General features: G+C 58.0%; 15 protein-coding genes and 3 tRNA genes. 10 read left to right on the top strand and 8 right to left on the bottom strand.

The genetic code is table 11. The annotated features are described in order from the left end of the window. The first annotated feature begins 28 nt into the window (after positions 1 to 28). From fucP to fucR, 5 genes are all read left to right on the top strand, one after another. Positions 29 to 1,339 (top strand): L-fucose:H+ symporter permease, encoded by a 1,311-nt coding sequence (gene fucP, locus Q1L34_RS04820; RefSeq protein ID WP_004867025.1) that lies wholly within the window; start codon positions 29 to 31, stop codon positions 1,337 to 1,339. A 30-nt stretch (positions 1,340 to 1,369) separates the two neighbouring features. Beyond that, the gene (gene fucI / locus Q1L34_RS04815) at positions 1,370 to 3,145 is read left to right on the top strand and encodes an L-fucose isomerase (RefSeq protein WP_048023713.1); all 1,776 of its coding nucleotides are present in this window, start codon (positions 1,370 to 1,372) and stop codon (positions 3,143 to 3,145) included. Positions 3,146 to 3,244: 99 nt separating this feature from the next. Then, complete coding sequence (fucK, locus tag Q1L34_RS04810) at positions 3,245 to 4,663, top strand: L-fuculokinase (protein ID WP_327204378.1); 1,419 nt, start codon at positions 3,245 to 3,247, stop codon at positions 4,661 to 4,663. Position 4,664: 1 nt separating this feature from the next. Next, positions 4,665 to 5,087 (top strand): L-fucose mutarotase, encoded by a 423-nt coding sequence (gene fucU, locus Q1L34_RS04805; RefSeq protein ID WP_004867032.1) that lies wholly within the window; start codon positions 4,665 to 4,667, stop codon positions 5,085 to 5,087. A gap of 56 nt (positions 5,088 to 5,143) precedes the next feature. Further along, positions 5,144 to 5,860 carry an L-fucose operon activator gene (fucR, locus tag Q1L34_RS04800; RefSeq protein WP_004867034.1) on the top strand — a complete coding sequence of 239 codons (717 nt, stop codon included), beginning with the start codon at positions 5,144 to 5,146 and terminating at the stop codon, positions 5,858 to 5,860. Positions 5,861 to 5,923: 63 nt separating this feature from the next. Here fucR and rlmM read toward each other — a convergent pair whose 3' ends face one another. From rlmM to gcvA, 3 genes are read right to left on the bottom strand one after another with little or no spacing between them, the layout of a single operon-like run. Beyond that, complete coding sequence (gene rlmM, locus Q1L34_RS04795; RefSeq protein ID WP_004867036.1) at positions 5,924 to 7,024, bottom strand: 23S rRNA (cytidine(2498)-2'-O)-methyltransferase RlmM; 1,101 nt, start codon at positions 7,022 to 7,024, stop codon at positions 5,924 to 5,926. Next, positions 7,017 to 7,412, bottom strand: a complete 396-nt coding sequence (locus Q1L34_RS04790; RefSeq protein WP_004867038.1) for a DUF423 domain-containing protein — start codon at positions 7,410 to 7,412, stop codon at positions 7,017 to 7,019. Before Q1L34_RS04790 ends, rlmM begins: the two co-directional genes overlap by 8 nt. A 19-nt stretch (positions 7,413 to 7,431) precedes the next feature. After that, on the bottom strand, positions 7,432 to 8,349 hold the full coding sequence (gene gcvA / locus Q1L34_RS04785; protein ID WP_015585849.1) for a glycine cleavage system transcriptional regulator GcvA: 918 nt from the start codon (positions 8,347 to 8,349) through the stop codon (positions 7,432 to 7,434). Between the two features lie 443 nt (positions 8,350 to 8,792). On the opposite strand from gcvA, the gene csdA reads away from it, so the two are divergent. Both csdA and csdE read left to right on the top strand, forming a co-directional pair. Then, on the top strand, positions 8,793 to 9,998 hold the full coding sequence (gene csdA / locus Q1L34_RS04780; protein WP_015585848.1) for a cysteine desulfurase CsdA: 1,206 nt from the start codon (positions 8,793 to 8,795) through the stop codon (positions 9,996 to 9,998). Next, positions 9,998 to 10,429, top strand: a complete 432-nt coding sequence (csdE, locus tag Q1L34_RS04775) for a cysteine desulfurase sulfur acceptor subunit CsdE (protein ID WP_004867043.1) — start codon at positions 9,998 to 10,000, stop codon at positions 10,427 to 10,429. The genes csdA and csdE overlap by 1 nt, the downstream gene beginning before the upstream one ends. Positions 10,430 to 10,743: 314 nt before the next feature. Here csdE and tcdA read toward each other — a convergent pair whose 3' ends face one another. Together tcdA and mltA are read right to left on the bottom strand one after the other, a co-directional pair. Continuing rightward, a complete protein-coding gene (tcdA, locus tag Q1L34_RS04770; protein WP_004867045.1) occupies positions 10,744 to 11,562 on the bottom strand; it encodes a tRNA cyclic N6-threonylcarbamoyladenosine(37) synthase TcdA in 819 nt (272 codons plus the stop codon). Positions 11,563 to 11,695: 133 nt separating this feature from the next. Then, the gene (mltA, locus tag Q1L34_RS04765; RefSeq protein ID WP_004867047.1) at positions 11,696 to 12,793 is read right to left on the bottom strand and encodes a murein transglycosylase A; all 1,098 of its coding nucleotides are present in this window, start codon (positions 12,791 to 12,793) and stop codon (positions 11,696 to 11,698) included. Between the two features lie 215 nt (positions 12,794 to 13,008). On the opposite strand from mltA, the gene Q1L34_RS04760 reads away from it, so the two are divergent. The 3 genes from Q1L34_RS04760 to Q1L34_RS04750 all read left to right on the top strand — a co-directional run bounded on the left by Q1L34_RS04760 (position 13,009) and on the right by Q1L34_RS04750 (position 13,335). Further along, positions 13,009 to 13,085, top strand: a tRNA-Met gene (locus tag Q1L34_RS04760). A gap of 50 nt (positions 13,086 to 13,135) precedes the next feature. Next, positions 13,136 to 13,212: transfer RNA gene (locus Q1L34_RS04755), tRNA-Met, on the top strand. Positions 13,213 to 13,258: 46 nt separating this feature from the next. Next, positions 13,259 to 13,335, top strand: a tRNA-Met gene (locus Q1L34_RS04750). Positions 13,336 to 13,555: 220 nt separating this feature from the next. Here Q1L34_RS04750 and cobS read toward each other — a convergent pair. From cobS to Q1L34_RS04735, 3 genes are read right to left on the bottom strand one after another with little or no spacing between them, the layout of a single operon-like run. After that, entirely contained in the window at positions 13,556 to 14,299 is a 744-nt protein-coding gene (gene cobS, locus Q1L34_RS04745; RefSeq protein ID WP_015585846.1) for an adenosylcobinamide-GDP ribazoletransferase, read from the bottom strand. Next, positions 14,296 to 14,841 carry a bifunctional adenosylcobinamide kinase/adenosylcobinamide-phosphate guanylyltransferase gene (gene cobU / locus Q1L34_RS04740; protein ID WP_004867051.1) on the bottom strand — a complete coding sequence of 182 codons (546 nt, stop codon included), beginning with the start codon at positions 14,839 to 14,841 and terminating at the stop codon, positions 14,296 to 14,298. Before cobU ends, cobS begins: the two co-directional genes overlap by 4 nt. Beyond that, positions 14,835 to 16,358, bottom strand: a complete 1,524-nt coding sequence (locus Q1L34_RS04735; protein WP_032718183.1) for a cobyric acid synthase — start codon at positions 16,356 to 16,358, stop codon at positions 14,835 to 14,837. Before Q1L34_RS04735 ends, cobU begins: the two co-directional genes overlap by 7 nt. Between the last annotated feature and the right edge of the window lie 54 nt (positions 16,359 to 16,412).

Below are 16,412 nucleotides of genomic sequence, written 5' to 3'. Positions count from 1 at the left end.
AACACGCTTCTGAACTGATGAGGATGCTATGGGAAATACAACAATACAAACGCAGAGTTTTCGCGCGGTGGATGTCGGTCAACGTCAGCGCTACATTATTCCATTCGCCTTGCTGTGCTCATTATTTTTTCTTTGGGCTGTCGCCAACAATCTCAATGATATTTTGCTACCCCAGTTTCAACAGGCCTTTACATTAACTAACTTCCAGGCGGGTCTGATTCAGTCGGCATTTTATTTTGGTTACTTTGTCATTCCGATCCCCGCCGGAATATTGATGAAAAAACTCAGTTATAAAGCCGGAATAATTACCGGGTTGTTTTTGTATGCGTTCGGCGCCGCGTTATTCTGGCCCGCCGCAGAAATTATGAATTATACTTTATTTCTCATCGGACTTTTTATTATTGCCGCCGGTCTCGGGTGTCTTGAAACGGCAGCAAACCCTTTCGTCACGGTATTAGGCCCGGAAAGCGGTGGCCACTTCCGTCTCAATCTGGCGCAAACCTTTAACTCTTTCGGCGCCATTATTGCCGTTGTATTTGGGCAAAGTCTTATTTTGTCTCATGTGCCACATCAATCGCCGGAGGTGCTCGATAAAATGGCGCCCGAGCAGCTCAGCGCCTATAAACACAGCCTGGTCTTGTCGGTCCAGACCCCGTACATGATTATCGTCGCCGTGGTGCTGCTGGTCGCTCTGCTGATTATGCTGACAAAATTTCCGGCGCTGCAAAGCGACGACCACAATGAAAGCGAACCCAGCTCCTTCGTGGCCTCATTCAGCCGCCTCGCCCGCATTCGCCACTGGCGCTGGGCGGTCCTGGCGCAGTTCTGCTACGTCGGCGCGCAAACCGCCTGCTGGAGCTATCTGATCCGCTATGCCATTGAAGAGATTCCCGGCATGACCCCAGGTTTCGCCGCCAACTACCTGACCGGCACGATGGTGTGCTTCTTTATTGGCCGCTTTAGCGGGACCTGGCTTATCAGCCGCTTTGCCCCGCATAAAGTCCTTGCCGCCTACGCCCTGCTGTCGATGGTGCTGTGCCTGATCTCCGCCCTGAGCGGCGGGCATATCGGCCTGCTGGCTCTGACGCTGTGCAGCGCGTTCATGTCCATTCAGTACCCGACCATTTTCTCGTTGGGGATCAAGAATCTGGGACAGGACACCAAATACGGATCGTCGTTTATCGTCATGACCATTATTGGCGGCGGGATCGTCACGCCGGTGATGGGCTTTGTCAGCGATGCCGCCGGCAACATCCCCACCGCTGAACTGGTTCCGGCCCTGTGCTTTGCCATCATCTTTATTTTTGCCCGTTTCCGTTCACAAGCGGCAACGAACTGAACATTTTCCGAATAACGTGAGGAGTCTGTAATGAAAAGAATCAGCTTACCAAAAATTGGTATTCGCCCGGTGATTGACGGACGTCGGATGGGTGTACGCGAGTCGCTGGAAGCGCAGACCATGAATATGGCAAAAGCCACCGCCGCGCTGATTAGCGAGAAGCTCCGTCATGCCTGCGGCGCGCAGATCGAGTGCGTGATTGCCGACACCTGCATCGCCGGTATGGCGGAATCCGCCGCCTGTGAGGAGAAGTTCAGCCGCCAGAACGTCGGCGTGACGATCACCGTCACCCCTTGCTGGTGCTACGGCAGCGAAACCATCGACATGGATCCGCTGCGCCCGAAGGCCATCTGGGGATTTAACGGCACGGAGCGCCCCGGCGCCGTCTATCTGGCCGCCGCGCTGGCCGCCCACAGTCAGAAAGGGATCCCGGCGTTCTCGATCTACGGCCATGATGTCCAGGATGCCGACGACACCACCATCCCTGCCGACGTTGAGGAAAAGCTGCTGCGTTTCGCCCGCGCCGGGCTTGCCGTTGCCAGTATGAAAGGGAAAAGCTATCTCTCCGTGGGGGGCGTTTCGATGGGCATCGCTGGCTCCATCGTCGACCATAACTTCTTTGAATCCTGGCTGGGGATGAAGGTCCAGGCGGTTGATATGACCGAACTGCGCCGCCGCATCGACCAGAAAATCTATGATGAAGTTGAGCTGGAAATGGCGCTGGCCTGGGCGGACAAAAACTTCCGCTACGGCGAGGACCAGAACGCGCAGCACTATAAGCGCGATGAAGAACAGAGCCGCGCGGTGCTGAAAGAGAGCCTGCTGATGGCGATGTGTATTCGCGACATGATGCAGGGCAACGAGAAACTGGCAGAAAAAGGGCTGGTCGAGGAGTCGCTGGGCTACAACGCCATCGCCGCCGGCTTCCAGGGCCAGCGCCACTGGACCGATCAATACCCGAACGGTGACACCGCCGAGGCGCTGCTCAACAGCTCCTTCGACTGGAACGGCGTGCGTGAGCCTTTTGTCGTCGCCACCGAGAACGACAGCCTCAACGGGGTAGCGATGCTGATGGGCCACCAGTTGACCGGTACCGCGCAGGTGTTTGCCGACGTGCGCACCTACTGGTCGCCGGATGCGGTTGAGCGGGTGACCGGTCAGCCGCTCACCGGGCTGGCGGAACATGGCATTATTCACCTGATTAACTCGGGCTCCGCCGCGCTGGACGGCTCCTGCCAACAGCGGGATGAAGAAGGTAAACCAACGATGAAACCGCACTGGGAGATTTCGCAGAAAGAGGCGGATGCCTGCCTGGCGGCAACCGAATGGTGTCCGGCGATTCATGAATACTTCCGCGGCGGCGGCTACTCTTCGCGCTTCCTGACCGAAGGCGGCGTGCCGTTTACCATGACCCGCGTCAACCTCATCAAAGGTCTGGGGCCGGTGCTGCAAATTGCCGAAGGCTGGAGCGTCGAGCTGCCAAAAGCGATGCACGACCAGCTGGATGCCCGCACCAACTCCACGTGGCCCACCACCTGGTTTGCCCCGCGCCTCACCGGCAAAGGCCCGTTTGCCGACGTCTATTCGGTGATGGCCAACTGGGGGGCTAACCATGGCGTGCTGACTATCGGCCACGTCGGCGCTGACTTTATTACCCTCGCGGCCATGCTGCGGATCCCGGTCTGCATGCATAACGTGGAAGAGGGCAAAATCTACCGGCCATCCAGCTGGGCCGCCCACGGCATGGATACGGAAGGCCAGGATTATCGCGCCTGTCAGAACTATGGCCCGCTGTATAAACGTTAATGCGGCTTTGCCCGGTGGCGCAAGCTTACCGGGCCTACGGGCACATCAGCCGTAGGCCGGATAAGCGCAGCGCCATCCGGCGACGTTTATGGAGTTATTATGAAAAATGAAGTCATCCTCGTCCTCGACTGCGGCGCCACTAACGTGCGGGTTATTGCCGTTGACCGTCAGGGGAAAATTGTCGCCCGGGCCTCAACCGCCAACGCCAGCGAGCGCGCCGCGGAGAACCCCGCGTGGCACCAGTGGTCGCTGGAGGCTATTCTGCAACGCTTCGCCGACTGCTGTCAGCGCCTCTCGGCCGAACTGGCCGCGTGCCGGATTCGCGGCATCACGGTGACCACCTTCGGCGTTGACGGCGCGCTGGTCGATGAGCACGGCGCACTGCTCTACCCGACGATCAGCTGGAAATGCCCGCGCACGCTCGCGGTGATGGAGAACATCGGACGGCTGATTGCCCCGCAGCGCCTGCAGGAGATCGCCGGCGTCGGGGCATTCAGCTTCAATACCCTGTATAAACTGGTGTGGCTGAAGGAACATCACCCGCAGCTACTGGCAAAGGCGCACGCCTGGCTGTTTATCTCCTCGTTGATCAATCACCGTTTAACCGGGGCCTTCACTACCGATATCACTATGGCAGGCACCAGCCAGATGCTGGATATTCATCAGCGGGATTTCAGCCCCGAGATTCTGGAGGCTACCGGGATACCGCGTCGTCTGTTCCCTACGCTGGTCGAAGCGGGAGACAGGATAGATTCGCTCCGCTACGATGCCGCCGCGCGGCTGGGACTCCCCGCCGGCCTCCCGGTGTTCTCCGCCGGTCACGACACGCAGTTTGCGCTGTTTGGCGCCGGTGCCCAGCAGGATGAACCGGTGCTCTCCTCCGGAACCTGGGAAATCCTGATGGTACGTACTGGCGAGGTCAACACCGCCTTGCTTAGTCAGTATCCCGGCTCAACCTGCGAGCTGGACAGCCGGGCCGGGCTGACAAATCCCGGGATGCAGTGGCTGGCCTCCGGGGTGCTGGAGTGGGTTCGTCAGCTGCTGTGGACGCCCCAGACGCCCTGGCAAACGCTGATTGATGAGGCGCGGCTGATTCCCGCCGGCGCAGAAGGCGTGAAGATGCAGTGCGATCTGCTGGCCTGCCAGAATGCGGGCTGGCAAGGCGTCACGCTCAATACGACCCGCGGCCATTTTTATCGCGCGGCGCTGGAGGGGTTAACCCGCCAGCTGAAAAATAACCTGCGCACCCTGGAAAATATCGGCCACTTTAAGGCCAGAGAACTGCTGCTGGTCGGCGGCGGCAGTCGCAACGTGCTGTGGAATCAAATCAAAGCCGACATGCTCGAGATACCGATTAAGGTGCTGGATGACGCCGAAACCACCGTGTCAGGGGCTGCGATGTACGCCTGGTCAGGCGCCGGCGAGTTTGCCAGCGCCGGGCAGGCCCGCTCACAGGTCCACTATCAGTACCGCTACTTCTACCCGCAAACCGAACCCGAACTGTCAGAGGGAGTATGAAATGTTAAAAACGATCTCTCCGCTCATTTCCCCTCAACTCCTCAAGGTCCTGGCCGAGATGGGCCACGGGGATGAGATTATTTTTTCTGATGCGCACTTCCCGGCCCACAGCATCGGGCCTCAGGTGCTGCGCGCCGATGGCCTGCAGGTTAGCGATCTCTTACGCGCGGTCATTCCGCTGTTTGAGCTCGACAGCTATGCACCGCCGCTGGTCATGATGGCGGCGGTCGAAGGCGATACGCTCGACCCGCAGGTGGAAATGCGCTATCGCGACGCGCTCTCACCACAGGGTCCCTGTCCGGATATCGTCCGTATCGACCGCTTTGCCTTCTATGAGCGGGCGCAAAAAGCCTTTGCGATCGTTATCACAGGCGAACGCGCTAAGTACGGGAATATTCTTTTAAAAAAAGGGGTAACGCCGTAATCTCATGCCGGAGCGTCCGCCTGATGCGGACGCTCATCGAATGACAGGGTGAGAACATGAAAGCGGCACGCCAGCAAGCGATAATAGACCTGCTGATCAACCATAGCAGCCTGACGACGGAAGCCTTATCGCTACAGCTCAACGTCAGTAAAGAGACGATTCGTCGCGATCTGAGCGAGCTACAATCGCGGGGAAAAGTGCTGCGTAACCACGGTCGGGTCAAAATCATTCATCGGGAAAGCCAGGACAGCGGCGATCCTTTCCATATTCGCCTCAAAAGCCACTATGCCCATAAAGCGGATATCGCCCGCGGCGCCCTGGCCTGGATTGACGAAGGAATGGTGATTGCCCTCGACGCCAGCTCCACCTGCTGGTATCTGGCCCGCCAGCTGCCGGATATCAACCTGCACGTCTTTACCAACAGCCAGCCGATTTGCCAGGAGCTGAGCAAACGCGAAAACATTCAGCTCACCTGTTCCGGCGGCACGCTCCAGCGCAAATATGGCTGCTACGTCAGCCCTTCGCTGATCTCTCAGCTCAAATCGCTGGAGATCGATCTGTTTATTTTTTCCTGCGAAGGCATCGATAGCCACGGCGCGCTGTGGGATTCAAATACGGTGAACGCCGATTTTAAATCGCTGCTGCTCAAACGCGCGGCGCAATCGCTACTGCTGATCGACAAAAGTAAGTTTAATCGTTCGGGGGAGGCCAGTATTGGTCACCTGGATGATGTGACACACATTCTTTCGGATGCGCAGATAGCGGCAAAATAGCCGGCGAGGCAAGAGAGAAGAGAGCCCGGATAACGAAGCCGTTATCCGGGACGCGACGCGGGCTTAGCGTTCGTCGCGACGACCGCCAACGGCCGCCCACAGGCGACGGACGTGAACGGTCACCTCTTCACGATCGTGATACAGCTGGCGCGCCTGGATCTGGGCATTAATCCCGTGTTCATCCAGCTGCTCCTGGATATAGGCGAGGTTGCGCGACAGCTCTTCATAGCGCTTTTTCATCGGCAGCTTAAGGTTAAAGATGGTTTCCCGGCACCAGCCGTTCACCAGCCATTGCGCCATCAGCGCCGCCACTTTCGCCGGTTTCTCCACCATATCGCACACCATCCACGAGATGTTGTTGCGCGTTGGGCGATACTTGAAGCCATCTTCACGCAGCCAGGTCACCTGCCCGGTATCCATCAGACTCTGCGCCATCGGGCCGTTATCCACGGAGGAGACCCACATGTTGCGTTTCACCAGCTGATAGGTCCAGCCGCCGGGGCAGGCCCCCAGATCCACCGCATACATCCCGTTGCCCAGACGCTCGTCCCACTCATCTGCCGGGATAAAGACGTGAAACGCCTCTTCCAGCTTCAGCGTAGAACGGCTCGGCGCATCAGACGGGAACTTCAGACGCGGGATCCCCATATAGAACGGCGAGTTGTTGGTGGTGTACGAGTAACCGGTATAGCAGCAGCCGGGGGCAATAAAGAACACATGCACTACCGGGCGCTTCGGCGTTTCATAGTTGGTGAGCACGCCCGCTTCACGCAGCGCAGCGCGCAGCGGAACCGTCAGTTTACGGCAGAACTTCATCAGCTCTTTGCTTTCATTGGTATCGGCCACTTCCACCCGCAGATCGCCGCCCTTCTCGACCACGCCCTGCAGCATCCCGACAATCGGCGTGATGCGATCTTCCGGCGGCAGGTCGCGCAGCAGTTCACCGGCCACAAACATCTGACGGGCGAAAACCAGCGAGCTGAACGGCAGTTCACGCACCAGTTTGTCGCCATCTTCCATCTGATAGCATTCAAAAATGACATAGCCAGAGTCTTCTTTCACTCGGGCAAAACCAAACACCTCAAGGCGGGAGGCCTTATCGGTAATTTCTGCTGCGCACTCCTTCTCAAACCCGGGGCGACAATAGAGGACAACCTTATTCATGAACAACGCCCTTACGTTTCAGACGAATTGCACCAATTAACATTAAAACCCAACCGGCGAGGAAGCTCACGCCTCCTACCGGCGTTACGAACGCCCACAGGCGTAAATGCGACAGCGCCAGGCAATAGAGACTGCCGCTGAACAAAACGGTACCGAGCGCCATAAAGACGCTGCTCCAGTAGAACCAGATACTGATACGGCGCTGCATCGCCACCGCCAGACCAAAAATAGCCAGCGTATGGAAGGCCTGGTATTCAAGCCCGGTATGAATCCAGGCCATTTCCGCCGCGCCTAACGTCCGGCTTAAAACGTGCGCGCCAAAGGCGCCCAGAGCAACAAAGACGAAACCGCTTATCGCGGCAAATATCAGCATAAATCGGCTGGTCATGTTTTTACCCTACAATCATTTATTGTTCGTAACGAAAACGAAATTTTTCTTGTTCGCTCGCCGCTTTCGCCAGTATCCATTGTCGGAAGGCGGCTATTTTACCCAGTTCAGCCTGACTGTCATGACAAACGAGATAAAACGCATTCTTACTGACCAGAACATCATTAAACGGGCAGACCAACCGGCCGGCCTCGATTTCGGACTGGGACATCACATTATTGGCCAGTGCGACCCCTTGCCCGTGAATAGCCGCCTGCAGCACCATCGCGCTGTGGCTGAAAATAGGCCCCTGCTGCACATTAATATGGCTTAGACCAAGCTGACGGGTATAAGTTTGCCAGTCGCGGCGGGAAGCATCGTGCAACAGCGTATGTTGCGCCAGATCCGCAGGTGTTTTCAATGCTTTGTCACCGGTCAGCAGCGCCGGCGAACAGACGGGCAGCAGATATTCGGCGTACAATTTTTCGACGCGCAGACCTGGCCAGTTGCCGCGGCCATAGAAAATCGCCACGTCGACGTCATCCGCCAGTTTGTCTTCCTGACGGTCCACGGCCTGGATTCTGACATCAATCCCCGGATAAGCTGAGTTAAAGCTTGAGAGTCGCGGCACCAGCCACTGGATCGCAAAACTGGGCAATAAACTCACCGTTAAGGCCCCTTTCGCGCTTCGCGCCTGCAGTTTACGCGTCGCCTCGGTCAGCTGCGAAAAAATCTCTTTAATATCCTGAAAATAGCTCTGGCCTTCTTCCGTCAGCAGCAGCGATCGATTGCGGCGGCGAAACAGCTTCAGCCCTAGAAAATCCTCTAGTGACTTGATTTGGTGACTTACTGCGGCCTGCGTCACAAAAAGCTCATCTGCTGCGCGAGTGAAGCTTAAATGACGTGCGGCTGCATCAAAAACACGTAATGCATTCAGGGGCGGTAATCGCTTTGACATGGTTATTCTGGCTTAGATGTTAAGGCGTTTTAACAAACAGGAAACAACAGTTAACCTATTAGTTTTTTTTATCTGAGCCATTATAATTTGTCCGTTGAGGTTCTACCAGCAAATACCTATAGTGGCGGCACTTCCTGAGCCGGAACGAAGAGCTTTTTTTGGAATGCGTGTTCCAACAAGCTTTTGGCTTACGGTTGTGATGTTGTGTTGTTGTGTTTGCAATTGGTCTGTGTTTGCAGACCATGGTAGTTAAGCTACCCTTTTCACTTCCTGTACATTTACCCTGTCTGTCCATAGTGATTTAATGTAGCACCGCAACAAGCGGTGCTTTTTTTTGCCTGTCTGCCGCCGCGCTGACCAGAATCTCCTCCTCTCTTCCTTTCGCCAGCCTTGCCCTGATGACTAAATTGCGCGACGATCGTCGTATTGCAACGAGGAACTCCATGAACGCATTCAATCCTGCTCACTTTCGCGCCCAGTTTCCTGCGCTGGCCGATGCCGGCGTTTACCTTGATAGCGCGGCGACGGCGCTGAAGCCGCTCGCCACGATCGACGCCAGCGACCAGTTTTACCGCCTTAGCGCGGGCAACGTTCATCGTAGCCAGTTTGCCGCCGCGCAGCGCCTGACTGAACGCTATGAAAATGCCCGTGAGCGCGTGGCGGCGCTGCTGAATGCCCCGTCCGCGAAAGATATCGTCTGGACGCGCGGCACCACCGAAGCCATCAATATGGTGGCGCAGAGCTATCTTCGCCCGCGCCTGCGGCCCGGCGATGAAATCATCGTCAGCGAAGCGGAGCACCATGCCAACCTGGTTCCCTGGCTGATGGTCGCAGAGCAAACCGGTGCCCGGATCGTGAAGCTGCCCATCGGAGCCGATCGCCTGCCCGACGTCGCCCTCCTGCCTTCTCTTATTACGCCGCGCAGTCGGCTGCTGGCCATCGGCCAGATGTCCAACGTGACCGGCGGCTGTCCGGACCTGGCGACGGCAATCCGCCACGCACACGACGCCGGAATGGTGGTGATGGTTGACGGTGCTCAGGGGGCGGTGCATTTTCCCGCCGACGTTCAGCGGCTGGATATCGATTTTTATGCGTTTTCCGGCCATAAGCTGTACGGGCCCACGGGAATTGGCGCGCTGTACGGCAAAAGCACCCTGCTGGATGCCATGTCGCCGTGGCTCGGCGGCGGCAAAATGATTACTGAAGTCACGTTCGAAGGTTTTAAAACCCAGCCCGTACCCTATCTTTTGGAGGCCGGGACGCCAAACATTGCCGGCGTCATTGGCCTGAGCGCGGCGCTGGAGTGGCTGGAAGAGACCGATATCGCCCAGGCCGAAAGCTGGAGCCGTAGCCTGGCGACGCTGGCGGAAGATGAGCTGGCGAAGCGGCCAGGCTTTCGCTCCTTCCGCTGTCAGGAGTCCAGCCTGCTGGCGTTTGACTTCGCCGGCGTACATCACAGCGATATGGTAACCCTGTTGGCGGAGTCGGGTATTGCGCTGCGTGCCGGACAGCACTGCGCCCAACCGCTGCTGGCGGCCCTGGGCGTTAGCGGTACCTTGCGCGCCTCGTTTGCCCCCTATAATACTCAGGATGATGTTTTCGCGCTGGTTCATGCCGTTGACCGCGCCCTGGAAATACTGGTGGATTAATGACGACTTCTCACCCTTTTGGTACCCGCATCACCGCAGAGACCTTACGCCAGACGTTTATCCCGCTCAGCCAGTGGGAAGATAAATACCGCCAGCTGATTTTATTGGGTAAGCAGCTGCCTGCGCTGTCGGATGACCTGAAAGAACGGGCGAAGGAGATTGCCGGCTGTGAAAACCGCGTCTGGCTGGGCTATAGCGTTGATGCTGACGGTAAGCTGCACTTCTTCGGCGATAGCGAAGGCCGGATTGTGCGCGGTATGCTGGCGGTGCTGTTGACTGCCGTTGAAGGGAAAAGCGCCAGCGCGCTGCTGGCACAGGATCCGCTGACGCTGTTTGATGAGCTGGGGCTACGCGGTCAGCTGAGCGCCTCGCGCAGTCAGGGGCTGAGCGCGCTGAGCGCAGCGGTGCTCGCCGCCGCCCGCGAGGGGTAATTTCTCTTTTAACCTCCCCCGGTGGCGCTACGCTGACCGGGGCTACAAGTTCGATGCAACCGGTAAGCCCGGACAGCTGCGCTGCACCACCTTCGGGAAACCCAGTTCAAGACCTGCAACCCCCGGTGGCGCTGCGCTGACCGGGGCTACAAGTTCGATGCAACCGGCAAGCCAGGACAGCTGCGCTGCACCACCTCCGGGAAACCCAGCTCAAGACCTGCAACCCCCGGTGGCGCTGCGCTGACCGGGGCTACAGGCTACAGTCGGCGCCATACCGTCGCCCGGGCAAGGATTGACTCCGCTGCCCGGGAGAGTTACCCGGCAGAAGCCGCCTCACGCTCCGCCTTCGCCAGCATTTTCTTCAGCGCATGGGACACGGCGACAAAACCGAAGGTCGCGGTGACCATCGTCGCTGCGCCAAATCCGGAGGCGCAATCCATTCGTTTCGGGCCATCGGCGGTGCTCTTCATCGCGCAAACGCTGCCGTCGGCCTGCGGATAGACCAGCGCTTCGGTGGAAAAAACGCAATCCACGCCAAGCTTACCTTTGCTGTTCTTGACCACCCCGAACTGACTCTTCAACCGCTCGCGCAGCTTTGCCGCCAGCGGATCCTGAATAGTTTTTGCCAGATCGGCTACCTGAATCTGCGTCGGGTCGATTTGCCCGCCCGCGCCGCCGGTGGTCACCAGCGGCACCTTATAACGGCGACAGTAGGCGATTAACGCCGCCTTGGGCCGTACGCTGTCAATCGCATCGATCACATAGCTGAAGCCGACGCCGAGATACTCCGCGACGTTTTCCGGCGTGACAAAATCGTCCACGACCGTCACCCGACACTCGGGGTTAATCAGACGAATACGCTCGGCCATCACCTCGGCTTTCGCCAGCCCGACGTTGCCCCCCAGGGCATGAACCTGTCGGTTAGTGTTAGTGACGCAGACATCATCCATATCAATCAGGGTAATCGCGCCAATCCCGGTTCTTGCCAGCGCTTCCGCCGCCCAGGAGCCCACGCCGCCGATACCGACCACGCAAACATGCGCGTCGGCAAAACATTGCAGCGCTTTTTCACCATATAAACGCGCCGTGCCGCCAAAGCGTTGACGCCAGGCATCGCTGATTACAACAGACATAAAACCTCAGAATGCATCAGGGCCTGCCAGCGCAAGCCCCATCGTGCGAATAAAAGATCAATGCGACCGCCAGGCGCTCCCGGAGACGGCGCGTTGCGCCGGTCCGGGCGACAAAATATCAGACGGAAGCGCGTTAACCGCTAAAGACGTTGCCGGCGCCCGGGGCATTTTTCAGCACCCAGACGCGACCATAGTGGTTATACCAACCGGCACGGTGACCGGCATCTGCGCCGATCCCCTGGTAGATATCGAAGTGCTGGCCTTTAATCGCCCCACCCACATCCAGCGCAACCATCAGACGCAGCTCGTACTGCCCGTTAAACTTGCCGTTATTATCCAGCAGAGGCACTTCCGCCAGCAAGGTCGTTCCCGGCGGAATAATGCTGCGGTCAGAAGCCACCGAGGCGCGACCAATCAGTGGCACCGCGCTGGCGCCTTTTACCGGGGCAAAGGACTGCGGTTTAAAGAAGACGAACGACGGGTTCTGTTCAAGCAGCTCGCGAACTTCGGCTTCACTATGTTTCTCGCCCCATTCACGGATCGCCTGCATCGACATATCTTCTTTCTTCACTTCACCGCGATCGATCAGGACCTTACCAATGCTGCGATACGACCAGCCATTTTTCCCGGCATAGCTAAAGAAGTTCAGCGGAGAGCCGTCGCCAAAATCGATATAGCCGCTGCCCTGCACGTCCATAATAAAGTTGTCCATCAGCGAATTGCTGTAGGCCAGAATATAGTCGTCGCTCAGGGCGCCGGCATAAATGCTGGCGCGGGACGGCAGCTTACCGCGCTTCGGCGGCATGCGATAAATCGGGTACTGGAATTCGCCCTGGCGAGTATGGCGCGCCTGCACCACCGGAGTGTAGTAACCGGTGAACTGAACGTTGCCATAGCTATCGGCCCCCTGCATCTGCCAGGCATCAATGCCGAACTGGCTCAGGGTACGGGTATCGCCACCGGCGCGCAGCCACTCCTGCAGCGCGTTATAGACGTTGCTCTGGCTATTATAAAGGCGCGGTGAGGCGCTGCGAATCTGACGGACCTGCTCGGAGAAGTCCCCGGCGTTAATCGGCGAACCGACCGCATCAGGCTGGTTAACCAAAGAGAACGGCTGGGTAAACTTCCCTTCATTATACTGCTGACCGCGATCGGTCGGTTTTGAGGAACAGGCGGCGAGCATCGCCAGCATTGCTCCCGTCGCTATATACTTTGCCCAACATCCTTTCATGGTATCTCTTCTTTATGCTGCTTAGTCGCGGTTCGTGATGAGGGAAGATAACAAACCCCCAGGGCTATTGAAATGCGCGAAAGCACCACAAATACAATCTTGCTCAAAAAACAAGCCGAAAGTGGTTCTTTATACACCATTTATTACAAATTTGATGATTTTACTGAAAAAGGGTTGCATCAAAACGCGAGCGGAGTATAGTGCGCTTCCACGGACGCGGGGTGGAGCAGCCTGGTAGCTCGTCGGGCTCATAACCCGAAGGTCGTCGGTTCAAATCCGGCCCCCGCAACCAATTAAAATCAGATAGCAGTAAGCTTTACTCGATGGAAGAGTAAAGACGGACGCGGGGTGGAGCAGCCTGGTAGCTCGTCGGGCTCATAACCCGAAGGTCGTCGGTTCAAATCCGGCCCCCGCAACCAATTTAAAATCTGATGCATAATTTACTCGATGAAGAGTAAAGACGGACGCGGGGTGGAGCAGCCTGGTAGCTCGTCGGGCTCATAACCCGAAGGTCGTCGGTTCAAATCCGGCCCCCGCAACCAACACAATGAACACCCTGACGGGTGTTTTTTTGTTTCTACGTACCGGTCACGGTCACGCCAGCAATACTCTCTACTCTTCTTCCCCGCCGCCAGTCAGGCGCGATGGATACCCGTCACGTTAATACTGACCTTTTCTTACCACGATGATGTCAGATGCGCCATCGCCTCCCCTTACGGAGCGGAAATGGCGCACGATGCTAAACATGGCAAATAGCCGGACTTACAGCAGCGCCAGCAGGAAAATCAGCTCGCCCAGCTCAATCGCCGCCCCCAGCGTGTCGCCGGTTTGCCCGCCCAGGGTGCGTTTCAGCAATTGCCCAAGAACAAAAATGGCCACCACGGCGATCCCCAACGCCGCCACGCCGTGCATGCCGGGTAGCAGCATGGCGGCCAGAATTGCCGCTACGCCTAGCGTCACGCAGGTTTGTCGCCCGCTTACTTTGCCGATAAATACGTTACCCAGACCTTCTTCGCGGGCGTAACGATGGCGATACATCAGCAGCACGGCGACGCCACGTCCGGCGGCACAAGCGGCCGCCAGCGCGGCCAGCACCGACGTTCCACGCAGCGCCAGCTCGCTGACAACCAGCACTTTTGCCAGTAATACAAAAATGAGCGCCAGCCCGCCGTGGGTCCCCAGTCGGCTGTCGCGCATAATCTCCAGCATCCGTTCCCGACGCCGGGCGGAAAAAACGCCGTCGCAGGTATCGGCGAGGCCATCGAGGTGAAAACCACCGGTCAGCAGCGCCAGCGCTAAAATGCTAAACAGCGCCGCAAGCGGAAGACCACACCAGGATTGAACGGCAAGAAATACCAGCCCGCTCACCCCTCCCAGCAGCGCCCCGACCAGCGGGAAAGTGACGATTCCCCGGACATACCGATCGATCTCCAGCCCCTGCGACCAGCGATCCGGCACCGGTAAGCGACTGAGAAAAGAGAGCGTAGCCCAGAATAATTTGATCATTTAATTTTGACTCCAATACCTGATACCACCAGCCAGACCTCATCCGCTGCCGCAGCCAGGCGCTGGTTAACCCGGCCGGCAATATCGCGAAAATGCCGCGCAAGGCGGTTTTCCGGGACAATCCCCATCCCCACTTCATTGGTGACCAACACCACTTTTGCCGGGCAGCGCTGGCACGCGGCAATCAGCGAGTGGATCTCCTCGTCTATGATCCGCTCCATTGCTGCATAATCCCAGTCGTCCGGGGAGCTCTCGCCCCCCTGAGCAAACAACATGTTGGTCACCATGGTCGTCATACACTCCAGCAGCACGGCTTCTTGCGGATCGTTACGCGGCGTAATGACCTCATCGAGATGGTGCCAGCGTTCGACGGTGCGCCAGTGCGCCGGGCGGCTATCGCGGTGGTGCTGGATCCGCTGCGCCATTTCGTCATCCACGATCTGCGAGGTCGCGAGATACAAAACCTGCGGTGAATCGGCGATGAGCGCCTCGGCGTGGCGGCTTTTCCCGCTGCGGGCGCCGCCGGTAACCAGAATCAGCATGATGGCTCCTGATGCTGCTGCATGATGTGGTAAATCTTTTCGATATCAATATGCTGGCGCATGGCGTCGGCCAGGATATCGAACTGTTGCGATTTGTATTGCGCATAGTGAAGAGTGGCATTCAGCGCCTCCAGCCCTTTGCGCCGACGCAGGCCGTTGACCAGCGCGCGGGTGAAATCATCGCTGTCGAACAGGCCGTGCAGATAAGTGCCGAATACGAGTCCGTCATCCGTCATTGCGCCATCCGCCACCAGCTCACCCTGTTTCTCCAGCTGCATCAACGGACGACAGCTCCCGTTAAGAGTCGTTTTCCCCATATGAATTTCGTAACCTCGCACCCGCAGAGCAGACGCTCCGGCCAGCCAGTCCGGCAGCGCGTTCGCCATTGTCGCCTCGACCTGAGTGGTGGTTTTATGTCGGGCAAACTGCGTCACGGTATTGAGCAGACCGAGGCCGGGCTGCGTCCCGAGGCCGGATTCCACCTCATCGACAATTGTCTCGCCCAGCATTTGATAGCCGCCGCAGATCCCCAGCAGCGGAATCCCCTGCTGATGCGCCTGCAAGACGCCCGCCGCCATCCCACAGTCGTGCAGCCACTGCAGATCGCCCAGCGTATTTTTACTGCCGGGCAGGATAACCAAATCGGCCTGCGCCAGCTCCTGCGGGCGTCTCACGTAGCGCACGCGGACATCCGGCTGCGCCGCCAGCGCGTTGAAATCGGTGAAGTTTGAGGTATGGGGAAGCTGCACGACCGCGATGTCGATCTCGCGCTTCGCGGTGCTCAGATACTTCCCTTTCTGCAGCGCCACGCTATCTTCATCCTCCAGATCGACCTCCAGCCACGGCAGCACTCCCAGTACGGGGACGCCGGTTAATGCTTCGATCTGTTCGATTCCGGAATAGAGTAGCGCGATGTCGCCGCGGAATTTATTGATGATCACCCCTTTCACCCTGGCGCGCTCCTGCTCCTCAAGCAGCGCCAGCGTCCCGTAGATCGCGGCAAAGACGCCCCCTCTGTCGATATCGGCAACCAGGATCACCGGGCACTGCGCCATCTCCGCCATCCCCATATTGACGATATCGCGATCGCGCAGGTTGATCTCCGCCGGGCTACCGGCCCCTTCCAGCACCAGCACATCATACTCCTGCGCCAGGCTGCGGTAGACCGAGAGGATCTGTTCGCGCAGGCGCGGTTTATACTCGTGGTAGCTCACCGCATCCATATCGGTCGCCACTTTGCCCATCAGCACCACCTGAGCTTTCAGGTCGCTGGTGGGTTTCAGCAAGACAGGATTCATCCGCACGTCGGGTTCGATACCGGCGGCTTCGGCCTGAAAGATCTGCGCCCGGCCCATCTCTTTACCGTCTGCCGTGATCCCCGAATTAAGCGCCATATTCTGCGATTTAAACGGCGCCGTACGCCGGCCATCCTGATAAAAAATGCGGCATAAACCGGCCACCAGCACGCTTTTACCTACATCGGATGCCGTTCCCTGCAACATGATTGCCTGCGTCATGAGGCCTCCTCGTTCGCGTTTTCTCGCATTATTCTCCCATCCTGCTCTGTTTTA

Source organism: Klebsiella ornithinolytica (genome assembly GCF_030505655.1).
GTDB classification, from domain to species: Bacteria; Pseudomonadota; Gammaproteobacteria; order Enterobacterales; family Enterobacteriaceae; genus Klebsiella; species Klebsiella ornithinolytica.
This window is presented reverse-complemented; position numbering and strand designations above follow the sequence as displayed.